The organism is Beijerinckia indica subsp. indica ATCC 9039, assembly GCF_000019845.1.
Taxonomy (GTDB): Bacteria; Pseudomonadota; Alphaproteobacteria; order Rhizobiales; family Beijerinckiaceae; genus Beijerinckia; species Beijerinckia indica.
Map to the genome: position 1 here is coordinate 705,458 of NC_010581.1, position 12,209 is coordinate 717,666.

At 52.0% G+C, this 12,209-nt stretch carries 10 protein-coding genes; all 10 read left to right on the forward strand.

Translation table 11 applies throughout. The features are described from left to right. Positions 1-215 precede the first annotated feature (215 nt). The 10 genes from BIND_RS03220 (at position 216) to BIND_RS03265 (ending at position 12,202) form a co-directional block, all read left to right on the forward strand. Positions 216-842, forward strand: a complete 627-nt coding sequence (locus tag BIND_RS03220; RefSeq protein WP_244395949.1) for a gluconokinase — start codon at positions 216-218, stop codon at positions 840-842. A 649-nt stretch (positions 843-1,491) separates the two neighbouring features. Continuing rightward, the gene (locus BIND_RS03225; RefSeq protein ID WP_012383634.1) at positions 1,492-2,496 is read left to right on the forward strand and encodes a Gfo/Idh/MocA family protein; all 1,005 of its coding nucleotides are present in this window, start codon (positions 1,492-1,494) and stop codon (positions 2,494-2,496) included. Between the two features lie 41 nt (positions 2,497-2,537). Further along, the gene (locus BIND_RS03230) at positions 2,538-3,929 is read left to right on the forward strand and encodes an MFS transporter (protein ID WP_050763890.1); all 1,392 of its coding nucleotides are present in this window, start codon (positions 2,538-2,540) and stop codon (positions 3,927-3,929) included. Positions 3,930-4,168: 239 nt separating this feature from the next. After that, positions 4,169-5,758: a porin gene (locus BIND_RS03235; RefSeq protein WP_012383636.1), complete on the forward strand. Its 1,590-nt coding sequence runs from the start codon at positions 4,169-4,171 to the stop codon at positions 5,756-5,758. A gap of 31 nt (positions 5,759-5,789) precedes the next feature. After that, positions 5,790-6,446 carry a bifunctional 4-hydroxy-2-oxoglutarate aldolase/2-dehydro-3-deoxy-phosphogluconate aldolase gene (gene eda, locus BIND_RS03240; RefSeq protein WP_012383637.1) on the forward strand — a complete coding sequence of 219 codons (657 nt, stop codon included), beginning with the start codon at positions 5,790-5,792 and terminating at the stop codon, positions 6,444-6,446. A gap of 56 nt (positions 6,447-6,502) precedes the next feature. Further along, entirely contained in the window at positions 6,503-7,936 is a 1,434-nt protein-coding gene (pyk, locus tag BIND_RS03245; RefSeq protein ID WP_012383638.1) for a pyruvate kinase, read from the forward strand. A gap of 493 nt (positions 7,937-8,429) precedes the next feature. Further along, positions 8,430-8,810, forward strand: coding sequence for a hypothetical protein (locus BIND_RS03250; protein ID WP_244395950.1), 381 nt, complete (start codon positions 8,430-8,432; stop codon positions 8,808-8,810). A 42-nt stretch (positions 8,811-8,852) separates the two neighbouring features. Then, positions 8,853-9,212: a hypothetical protein gene (locus BIND_RS19965; RefSeq protein WP_012383640.1), complete on the forward strand. Its 360-nt coding sequence runs from the start codon at positions 8,853-8,855 to the stop codon at positions 9,210-9,212. Beyond that, positions 9,209-10,738, forward strand: coding sequence for a phage terminase large subunit (locus BIND_RS03260; protein WP_012383641.1), 1,530 nt, complete (start codon positions 9,209-9,211; stop codon positions 10,736-10,738). Before BIND_RS19965 ends, BIND_RS03260 begins: the two co-directional genes overlap by 4 nt. A 99-nt stretch (positions 10,739-10,837) precedes the next feature. Beyond that, positions 10,838-12,202 carry a phage portal protein gene (locus BIND_RS03265; protein WP_012383642.1) on the forward strand — a complete coding sequence of 455 codons (1,365 nt, stop codon included), beginning with the start codon at positions 10,838-10,840 and terminating at the stop codon, positions 12,200-12,202. Positions 12,203-12,209 lie beyond the last annotated feature (7 nt).

The following is a 12,209-nucleotide window of genomic DNA, read 5'->3' on the forward strand; positions in this document are numbered from 1 at the left end:
CCTCTCTCTTCCATCCCATTCTTTCGTCGATTGGTCTTTTGCTGGATTGCGCTGATTTCTTTCGATCAGAAGGGCATTTTGGAACCGGATCCATTCTGAAACATGGCGTTTATGCGGCATAAAATAAAGAAAATTTTCTGCGGAGTCGGAAAATTCACCATTGCCAATTAGATCGATCTATATTTTATTTAATGTGTAAAAGGATCAAGGTCCATATGCAAACAAATCTAAATGAATCCGGTGAGGATGCGCCTCACAAATCGGCTTTTCGCGGTCCCGAACAGGACGGTCTCATCGTCAGGCCGACCAGCGCCTTAACTCAAGCTCGTGCTCTATCCGGGATGGTGGTCATGGGTGTATCTGGTTGCGGCAAATCGAGTATCGCCCAAAGCCTTGCCGCGAAGCTCGGTTGGGAAATGGTCGAAGGTGACCAGTTGCATCCACCAGCGAATATCGCGCGTATGAGTGCGGGGATCCCACTTGAAGATGCGGACCGGCTACCTTGGCTCGACGCTATTGCGGGCGTGGTCGAGGATTGGCGTATCCAAGGGCGCCCTGGCGTTGTGACCTGTTCGTCGCTCAAGAAACATTATCGTGAAAGGCTTACCGGACGGATAAAAGATGTCTGTTTCGTTTATCTCGCCGGTACGGAAGAGCAGATCATGCCGCGCCTCTCGATGCGCACTGGCCATTTCATGCCGACGACGCTTTTACGAAGTCAATTCGACGCCTTGGAAGAGCCGGGGGAAGACGAAATAGCTCTCTATGTCTCTCTTGAGGCTTCGGTAGAAGAGATTGTTTCGGCGGTTATTAGGGTGCTCAAGCCGCTTCTTGCAAGTTGATGCAGACAGAACGGAAGGCTGCTTCCGCTTACCTTCGGAACTTGGGAAAAATATCCCGGCGTGATTGCGCTATTTGTTCGAAGAGTGAGAAGAAAGCAGTCACCGATCGAGCAGGAATTGTTGGATCTGGGCATTTTGTTTCGGTGCGGAAAGCAAATTTTGGGATTGTGATTTAGATCGATCTAAAATATGTTCGCAAAATCGGTGTGGGGAGGCTCGAAATCGAGCTTCGCCTGTCGCAATAATAAAGAGTCATTTAAAAGGGAGGTAGGCATGCCTATGCACAAGATCGATATGTGTCAGATAAGGCTGCAGCGGAAACTCCGTAGGGAGTGCTGGCCTTGTCGCACGTAAAATGACGCAAGCAGTTCCGTATCACTCGGAAGCGTAATCGATCATCATCTGCTTTTCTTTACAGTTGGATCTCTCTCAAGCTTTTCCGATTAGCTGGACGAGTTCATGGAAATGTGTCTCCAGCTCTACCAGTATTCTGGTAGAGCTGGATAGGTGGCTCGACGCAGATAGTCTGATAAGTCAGGTGATTTCAACTCGTTAAAGTGTTGTATTCCAGCCGTTTGATTGCGTGTCATGGAGCTGGAATGAAGAGAGATGGTGTCGATCGTCAGCAAGCAGAGGCGAGTGAGGAAAGATGACAAAGACAGTTGGGTGGGGCTTGATTGGAGCCAGCAATGTTGCTCGTGAATGGATCATCGATGCCATTAGAGCTCAACCTGATAATGAAATTGTTACAGTATTGAGCAGTGATAATGATCGCGCGGCCAACTATGCCGCGGAAAATAATATTCCTCACCATTGCACGCAACTCGAAGCTCTTTTATCCGACGACCGGATAGACGCCGTTTATATCAGCACCACAAATGAGCTCCATAAACAGCAGGCGCTCGCGGCGGCAGCTGCAGGCAAGCATATTTTGTGTGAAAAGCCTCTTGCTCTCAGCCTGAATGATGCCCGTGATATGATTGATGCTTGCCGTCGCGCTGGCGTCATTATGGCGACCAATCATCATCTGCGCAACGCTGCGACCCATCATGAAATCCGCAGGATGTTGCGGGATAATGTGATTGGAAAGCCGCTTTTTATCAGGGTCTTCCACGCCAATTACCTGCCTCCTCATCTGCAAGGATGGCGCGTGAATAACGCGGGCGGTGGAGTGATTTTGGATAGCACGATTCACGATATCGATACATTACGGTTTCTTCTTGATGCGGAGCCGGTCAGCGTGACTGCGATGACCCAGAGCGCTCTTTTTACCGCCGGTGATCAGGAGGATGGCGTCATGGCTATAGTGCGCTTTGATAATGGTGCGATTGCCCAGATTCATGGTGCCTATTCCGTCAAGGTCGCACCCGGTGGCATCGAAATCTATAGTACCGACAAGGCGATTGTGGCGCGCAATGTGATGAGCCAGCGGGCGATAGGACAGGTTTTTCTGAGGGACGCTGAAGGTGAGCACGAAATCCCGATTGTTCATGAGAACCTCTATCATCGTGCGCTTCGCGCTTTTAATAAGGCGCTTCGCAAAGAGGGGGAGCCCGCCGCTACTGGTGAAGATGGATTGCGGTCTTTGGCCGTAGCATTAGCAATAAAAGAAGCGGCGCAGACCGGCTGTCAAAGGGAGGTTCAATACGCATGACATCGTCATCCTTAACCTACACAATAAAAAAGGGTACCGGTATGGAAGATGCGTCAATTACACAAAGCCATGCCGCTACTATACAAAAATCAATTGTTAAACCTGATGCTCGCGATCTGCGGAGAGCAGCTTGGGTGTGCTCTCTTGGCAGTGCGCTCGAATATTATGATTTCGCACTTTATAGCTTAGCGTCGGCGTTGATCTTTGGTCCGCTGTTTTTTCCTAACCAAGCCGCTGGCATGGCGTTGATTGCAAGCTTCGGCACTTATTTCCTGGGCTTCGCGGTACGTCCACTCGGCGGTATCCTTTTTGGTTCACTCGGTGATCGATTGGGCCGTAAATTCGTCTTGCTGACGACGGTAGCCTTGATGGGTGTGGCAAGCACCGCCATCGGTTTGATCCCGACGTTCAGTCAGATCGGGTATTGGGCGCCTGGTTTGCTTGTTTTCCTGCGCTTGCTGCAAGGGCTGGGCGCGGGGGCTGAACAGGCTGGTGCCGCCGTGCTGATGACAGAATATGCGCCGTCGAGTCAGCGAGGTTTCTACGCCTCGCTTCCTTTCCTCGGTATTCAAATCGGCACCATTCTCGCGGCGGTCGTCTATTTCGTTCTGCTGATGGGGGTTTCCGATATCACACAGACAGGCTTGTGGCGTGTTCCTTTTCTCGCCAGCGCAATTATTCTCGGCGTTGCCATTTACATGCGGGTGAGCCTGAAGGAGTCACCCTCTTTCACCAAGCTGGAGAAGGCGCATAAGACAACAGAAGCACCGCTCCGCAACTTGCTCAAAACCTCGCGCCGCACCGTTCTCCTTGGAATTGGATTACGGCTCGCGGAAAATGGAGCGTCCTCGATCTATCAGGCTCTGGCTGTCAGTTATATCGTTACCGTCACCGGTCTACAAAGCTCCATCGGTGCCTTGTCTCTCGTTGTTGCCGCCATGCTTGGGGCGCTTATCGTGCCGCTCGCGGGGTATTTGAGCGATCTCTATGGACGAGTCGCGGTCTATCGTGGCTTTGCTGTCCTGCAGGTCTTGATCGCTTTTCCCTGCTGGTGGGTATTCAGTCTTGGACATGTTGTGCCCACAATCATTGCTTTCACCATCGCACTCGGCTGCGCGACATGGGGAATGTTTGGTGCGCAAGCGGCTTTTCTGCCGGAACTGTTTGGTGCGCAACACCGATATATTGGCGTCTCGGTGACGCGTGAAGTGTCCTCTGTGCTAGCCGGTGGTCTGGCACCGCTAATTGGCTCGGCGATCATCAACCTCGTCGTGCAAAATAACGCGGGGGCTTCACAGCCGGGTCTTCTCGCATGGATTCCTCTCGCTGGCTATGTCGTCCTCTTGAGCATAGGCACAATTGTAGCAACCTTCTTCCTCCCGGAGCCTCGCGGTCGTGATCTTGATGATATCAGGGATGCGATAAACCAATAAGTATTCCCCGAGGATTGCGCTGCAACTATTCAGTCCAACATGCAGGCTGTGCTCGAAACACGTCCATAGGACTTGAGCACGGCTGATTTGAAAGCTTCTGAGCCGAAGCAAACGGCAATGACACTTCAGTCGTTTCCTTTTTTCAGAGGCCTCCTAAACAAATAGAAGCGATCGTTTGCGTCTGAATCTGGTTCGACGCTGTAGGCCTCGTCAGTTACGTTATCATAAAAATAAAATGCGTGACGGCGCTGCTCAAATACGAGTTTTTGTCGCTATTTTCCGAAGAAACGCCCATGTTTAACAATGTCTCACAGGTATTTGGTCTCTCTTTCGGGGTCTCTGCAAGTCTCTTCGCCGCTGACTTTTCGATGGCGGCCGATTTGCCCTGGCACAAATCGGCTCCTATGGAATATGTACGTGTTTGCGATGACTTTGGAGCCGGCTTTTTCTATCTTCCGGGCACGGAAACGTGCCTGAAGGTGGGTGGCCTTGCCTTGACGGAAATGCGTCTTTTCGACCCTTCCTATAGTATTGGAGGAAATGGATTTTATGGCAACGGAGTCGCACGCCCTGTTGGCGGCTATCTGCCTTCTCCATCACAATATACGAATGCTCGGTCTCGTGATGCTTACGGCTTCGCAATTCTGGGCCGGGTGGAGCTTGATGCGCGTTCCAAAACCGAATGGGGCACGGTGCGAGCCTTCATGCGTGTCGATGCCTATTACGGTTCAAGTCAGGGGGCCGCTTCCGGTGGCTTGGCGCAGGCTCCCAATACTTGGAACGGCTCTGCCGGAACGTCCGCACCCCGTGAAACGACGACCGTCAACAAGGCCTTTATTCAATTTGCCGGTCTGACCGCGGGGCGAGCACAATCATTCTTCGATTTCTATGCTGACGCCTACAATTTTGGTTCCATTCGGGGCTCCAACGCCACTGTCGCTCTTTTAGCCTATACGGCGACACTCCCTGATGGATGGTCGACATCAATATCATTAGAGGATCAGCCGTCAAGACGTGCCGCTATCGGAAGTACCATCGCCGGCTATCAAGCCCAGCCAGCGGGAGTGCGGGTTCCTGATATTGTCGGCAGTTTCCGGCTGGATCGGAATTGGGGAGCTTTTCAAGTTTCTGCCGCTGCGCATCAGGTGCGTGCCAGTCTTTTTCCATCGAGTGCTTTGGCAATACCTCCCGCGAGTTATGCCTTTCCGAGCTTGACTGCAAATGAATATGGCTTTGCGGTGCAGGGTGGTTTGATGATCAATGCCGATCAGATCGCGGCGGGTGACAAATTTTGGTTGCAGGGCGCTTATGAGAAAGGTGCCTTTAGCTACATCGCGGGCAATAATTTTTCCTATTCCTACGGTGCTGTCAGCCAAAATCGCTACATGGGGTCCGGAATTTCCGCCATGGATAATTCGGTTGGATGGAATCCGGAGGTTAATTCCGACTGTGTGTTTACCGGTAGTGGCTCTTGTGAGCGACAATGGGGCTGGGCCTTTGTCGGCGCTTACAAGCATTATTGGATACCAAGTTTGAGTTCTTCCCTTTTCACCTCCTATTTGGAGACCCATTATAGCGCTAACGCGCTTAATGGCCTTGGTGGTGCTGTCGGTGTGGCCAATGCGAAGGAGACACGTGTCGGCACCAATCTCATTTGGACACCGCTGCGTGGCTTCGATATTGGCGGCGAGTTTGCTTACATCAATCTTACCCAGACGCGGCCTGCGGGGCTCGCCTCGGATACGGCTTTAGTTGCCGCCGGCCTGCCTGCCTTCAAGCCGAGCGTTAATACATATGAAACGCGTATTCGTGTTCAGCGCGCGTTCTAAAATTTGTGATAGTCCGGTTCGGAGTTCCGGCATGAGCCATGATCCTCACACAGACTTGCAATCCGGCTTAGCCTCGATCCTGACCTCGGCGCCGGTCGTTCCCGTCGTCACGATCGAGGATCTGGCCGATGCCGTGCCGCTCGCCAAGGCGCTCGTCGCCGGCGGTCTTCCGGCCATTGAAGTGACCTTGCGCACCAAGGTTGCGATGGAGGCCATTCGTGTCATCGCCGCCGAGGTCGAGGGCGCGATCCCCGGCGTCGGCACGATTTTGGAGGCAAGCCAACTCGAGGCGGCGCAAAAGGCGGGGGCGCGTTTCGCCGTTTCACCCGGGGCGACGGACCGCCTGCTTGATGCCTCAGCCGCACTCAGCCTGCCGCTGCTGCCGGGCATTGCAACAGCCTCCGAAGCCATGGCCTTGATTGAGCGCGGCTTCACTTATGCCAAATTCTTCCCGGCGGAGCCCGCGGGCGGCATCCCCTATCTTTCGGCTCTGGCCACGCCTTTACCGCAACTGACTTTCTGCCCTACGGGTGGCGTGTCAATCGATAGCGCACCGCGCTATCTGGCGCTGCCCAATGTCATCTGCGTCGGCGGTTCCTGGATGCTCAAACGCGATCATATCAAGGCCAAGGATTGGACCGCTATCGAGAAAGCGAGCGCGGCAGCTGCCGCCATACTCATACGTTGACCTTATACAAACAATATTTTCACCTAGGGAGGCGGCCCGCTGGGCCGATTGAGATCATGCGCCGGTATCGCCGAGCCAAGATTGTGGCAACACTGGGTCCCGCGAGTTCCAGTCCGGAAACCATCCGGGCTCTGTTTGACGCAGGCGCCGATGTGTTTCGGTTCAATTTCAGCCATGGCAGCCATGAGGACCATCGGCAGCGCTATGAGATCGTGCGCGCCATCGAGCAGGAAACCGGCCGGCCGATCTCGGTCCTCGCCGATCTGCAAGGGCCGAAACTGCGCATCGGCAAGCTGGCCGCGGGGCCGGTCATGCTGGAGGAAGGCACGACGATCACCTTTGATCTCGATCCGGAGCCCGGCACGCTCGCGCGGGTGCCTCTGCCGCATCCGGAAGTCTTCGCGGCGCTTTCGCCTGGGGTCACGCTGCTGATCGATGATGGCAAGCTGCGCCTCACCATCGAGAAGGCCGAGCCGCAATCGGCCGTGGCGAAGGTGGTGACCGGGGGCCCGCTTTCCGAGCGCAAGGGCGTCAGCATCGTCGGGGCGGTTCTGCCGGTCTCGGCGCTGACCGAAAAGGATCGCAAGGATCTCGCTTTCGCGCTGGAGCTTGGCGCCGACTGGATCGCTTTGTCCTTCGTGCAGCGGGCCGAAGATCTCGACGAGGTGCGCGCGCTGGCCAATCGTCCGATCGCGCTGATGGCGAAGCTCGAAAAGCCTTCCGCCATCGACGGGCTCGAAGCCATTATCGCACGATCCGATGCGGTCATGGTGGCGCGCGGCGATCTTGGTGTTGAAATGGAGCCCGAGCGTGTGCCGATCGTGCAGCGGCGCATCGTGCATGCGGCGCGGGGGGCCGGCAAGCCGGTGATCGTTGCCACGCAAATGCTGGAATCGATGATCACCACGCCGACGCCGACCCGCGCCGAGGCCTCGGATGTCGCGACCGCCATCTATGAGGGCGCCGATGCGGTGATGCTGTCCGCGGAGACGGCGTCTGGCCGCTATCCGATCGAGGCTGTGACGATGATGAACAAGATCATCACGGCCGTGGAGCAGGACCCTGTATATCGTGAAGGGCTTGATGCGACGGGGCCGACGCCGCAGGCGAATGTCTCGGATGTGATCTGCAGCGCCTTGCATCGCTCGGCGGCGATCCTGCCTGTGGCGGCGCTGGTCACCTATACGACCTCGGGCCTGACGAGCCTGCGCACGGCGCGGGAACGGCCGGCGGCGCCGATCCTGAGCCTGACGCCGGAATTGGCGATCGCGCGGCGCCTGGCGCTGGTTTGGGGCACGCATCCGGTGCTCAGCCGTGCGCAGGCGCATGTGACGGACATCGTCGAGGATGCCTGCGCCGCGACGGAAAAGGAAGGGCTGGCGATCCCCGGCGATATTATCGCCATAGCCGGCGGCATGCCCTTTGGCGTGTCCGGCACGACCAATCTCCTGCGCATCGCACAAGTGCCAGGCGGTGCCGCCGCCAAATAGGATCGCTTTAGATCCCTGCCTTGAATGGATCCACATCAACCCCAAAAGCTCCCGCTTTTGGGGTTTTTGCTTGTGAAGGTGGGGAAATTTCGGCTGGTTGAGCCGAGGAAAAACAAATGATCGTCAGTTTGGAGCGCCCTCTATATATGCTTTTTCCATATGGGATAGCACTGGAAACACATCGACCCTTGAATGTTTAATTCATCGCTCCGGGATCGGTCTTCTCCGTGCAAAATTAAACAATTAGCCTCATGCGCTTATGTATTATTACGACATTTTACGAAAAATCGACACGTTGACTTGTCACGTTTTAAAAGGCCTAATACGCGTATTGGCAAACGAATATTGTCTTTTCCATAATGACTTGTTCTCGAGTGTGTTGCCTTTGGTCTCACTCGTGACTGTAAAGATTTGGAGAGAAATACACGAAATAAATCCGTATGTGATCCGCTATAATTGGTGGTGGTGTTTATACTGTTGCTGTGGGGCGAGTATGGACGATTTTGTGACTGTGGGCAGTGATGTCGGAAATATTCAAACGATCTGCGTCGTCAATGGCATTCTGAAAACACGATGGACGGATGAGCGCATTGCTCGCCTCGGGTTTTTGGTGGGGCTCGGCTGGTCAGGTGAGCGTATCGCACGGGATCCACTTATCAGATCAACGACGAATAATATCCACCGCCAAGCACAACGCTTTGGTTTGAGATTTAGAGCCGCTTCGGTGTCGCAGATACAAAAACCTATACGGGACGTCTTGGACGCTGCAGCAGAAAAGCGTGGTATAACCCAAGAAAAAATAATTCATCTTATTCTGGCAACTCTAGCTCAAGAGCCGAACCTTATCGATAATATTCTTGATGATGCCGATTAATATTTGATTGCATATGAAATATTTCGACGAAAAAGATTGCAAATGGCTCTTAATCAAAAATCCAGAAAGAAGAAAATCGATTTTTTTGAACCGAACGACGAACAAAGGAAACAGGTTGAGGATCTGGCTGGTTTGGGATTTCCGACAAAGCTGATCGCTGTAGCGCTTAATATCGATGAAGGTATTTTGCTAAAACACTTTCATAAAGACATCGACATCGGTGTCATCAAAGCGAATATGAAGGTCGCCGAAAATCTTTTTCGACAGGCTATAAAGGATGATTCCAAAAGTATTCCTGTGGCAATATATTGGGCAAAAACGCGCATGGGTTGGAAGGAGACTGTCATTAATGAAAATCGGATATCTTTCGTAGAGCGTGATAATCTCGATCTTGAAGTATGATACCCGTCCGCTTTAGTGCTGCGCAAAACAAAGCTCGGGAAGTTCTGGCTCGTCACCGATATTCTTGTATATTTGGCGGCACACGTTCAGGTAAAACGTTTCTTATCTTACGCGCAATCATCCATCGTGCTTTACGTGCAGCGAATTCACGTCATGCTGTATTGCGATTCCGAGGGAATGCGGCACGAGCGTCAATCGCCCTTGATACGTTTCCCGCTGTCTTGCAACGGTGTTTCCCGAATTTGCATGCGATCGAACATCGCCAGGAGGGATATTTTGAATTTCATAATGGTTCCCAGATTTGGATTGGAGGACTTGATAATAAGGATCGCGTTGAAAAGATCCTAGGTTTGGAATTTGCGACAATTTTTTTGAATGAAGCATCACAAATTCCCTATTCCTCGGCGATAATTGCTTTTACGCGATTGGCTCAGGTCGTTCCGAATATCGCACAACGAGCCTTTGTTGATCTCAATCCAATCGGTAAGAACCATTGGACAAATCGGCTCTTTATTGAACACCGCGATCCCATAACCCTGCTTCCATTACGAAATCCCCATGACTATGGCTCTGCACGTCTTAACCCGTTGGATAATGCGCATAACCTTTCAAAAGAATTTCTAGAAAGCTTGGACAATCTGCCTGAAAGACAACGTAAACGCTTTTTCGAAGGTGTTTTTGCGGATGAAATTGAATGCGTGTTATGGAGTTATGAACAGATTGCAGCCTGCAGGTGTAGTCTGGATGATATTCCAGTATCGGAGCGTGCTAGCGTTGTGGTTGCCGTCGATCCATCAGGCGCAGCAAATAGCCAAGATCTCAACGCTGATGAGGTCGGAATCATTATAGCGGCGCGGAATAGAAATGGATGCGGATTCATTCTTGATGATAGATCGCTACGCGATGCCCCCGCCGTTTGGGGAAGAACCGCCGTTCAAGCGTATCATGAATATTGTGCTGATTGCATAGTGGCGGAATCGAATTTTGGTGGCGCGATGGTGGAGGCGGTAATCCGCGCGGCCGATCCAAATGTACCGGTCCGATTAGTGACAGCGTCGCGAGGAAAGGCAATTCGGGCAGAGCCAATATCTGTTCTCTATCAGCGCGGCGTGGTCCGTCATGCGGGCAGGTTTTCGCTTCTTGAAGAGCAGATGTGTCGCTTTTCCTCGCATGGATATATGGGTACTGATTCTCCCGATCATGCTGATGCAATGATTCATGCTTTGACCTATTTGCTGGGGGGAGAAAACGGTGTGGGAATTATTGAATTTTATAAACACGCAAATGAAGGCACTATTTCGGCCGGCCGAAGAACACAAACAGCTTCGCAGAATACAGATTGTGCACCCGTTATCATGCGTGCTCCAGAAGCAGCCGGAATAATCTTCGGTAAGTCTGGATGTCAGTATGTTCCTGGTACAGATGGATTGGTAGACGTTCGATACGAGGATGTCGCAGCGTTGGAGTCGATTGGCTTTATCGATGTCAAGTCAATGTTTGAGGATAAGCATGATATCGTGACATGAATGCATCGCCTTGAGACCGTAGCCAAGAAATTACATTAAGTATTCAAGAAACATAAATTAAGTTTTTCCTTATATATTTACATGAGGATGCTTGGGGAGATGGTTGAACGACAGGGTATTCAGGGCATTCCGTTGTCACCATATCAAATAAATGTGAATTATTCAGGCGCGCGTATGAATAATTACTCAGGTGACGCTTCAGGTTGGTTTGGTCCACAAGATCCTTTAGCACCATTCGCGCCGTCATCTGTTGCTGGTAGACAATGGGATTATCAGCCTGGATTTAATCTTAGTGTTGCATCACGTCCCTTTGCGCCAATCGGTTTTACGGAGCTGCGGGCGTTTGCCGACGGTTATGATCTCCTTCGTCTAGCGATAGAAACGCGCAAAGATCAAATCGTTCGACTGAAATGGTCGATAAAGCCTCGAGCCAATCGTAAATTTGATCCGCTGAAAATACAGGCAATCGATCATTTCCTCACGAGACCGGATGGGCAGCACACTTGGGATACATGGCTACGCATGCTTCTCGAGGATCTATTCGTCATAGACGCTCCGGCTATTTACATGCAGCGCGATATGAGTGGGCGACTTATTGGTCTTCTGCCGATCGATGGGGCAACGATTAAGCCCGTTATCGACGATTGGGGACGAACGCCACAGCCCTATATCGAAAAAGACGAAATTGTGTATCCGGTTGCTTATCAGCAAATTCTAAAAGGAATTCCAGCAGTTGATTATTCGGCGCAGGATCTGATTTACCGTCCCAGAAATGTCCGTACCCATCGTGCTTACGGGTATAGTCCCGTTGAGCAGATTATCTCGACTGTGAATATTGCCTTACGGCGTCAAGCTTTCATTTTGGACTATTATACAGAGGGGAATATTCCGGCCTCACTCATAGGTGTGCCGGAGAATTGGACGCCAGACCAGATCGCCAGCTATCAGCGTTATTGGGACGCCTATTTCGAAGGGACTGAGGGGCGGCGCCGAAAAGCGAAATTTGTCCCCGGTGGAGTTGCTAAGACATTTATACAAATACAGGAACCGGAATTAAAAAATTTATTCGACGATTGGCTCGCTCGCCTTATTTGCTTTGCATTTTCTATTTCTCCACAGGCTTTGGTCCCGCAAAACAATAGAGCTACGGCTGAAACACAAAAAGACCTTGCAGAAGAGGAAGGTTTTCATCCCCTTTTGACTTGGATCAAGTTTCTTATCGACGATATCATTGAGCGCGAGTTCCAGGCTCCCGAGCTGGAATTCATATGGGGGAATGAAACAAAAATCGATCCAGCCGTCCAGGCTACAATTCTCAGCGATTATACGAGCAAAGGAGTCATGACGCTCAACGAAGCGAGAGTGGAGTTGGGTCTTTTACCTTTGCCAGATCCCACCGCTGACATGCCTATGGTCCTTACGGCGACGGGTTATGTGCCGATTGGAAATAATATTGAAAAATAAATTCAGG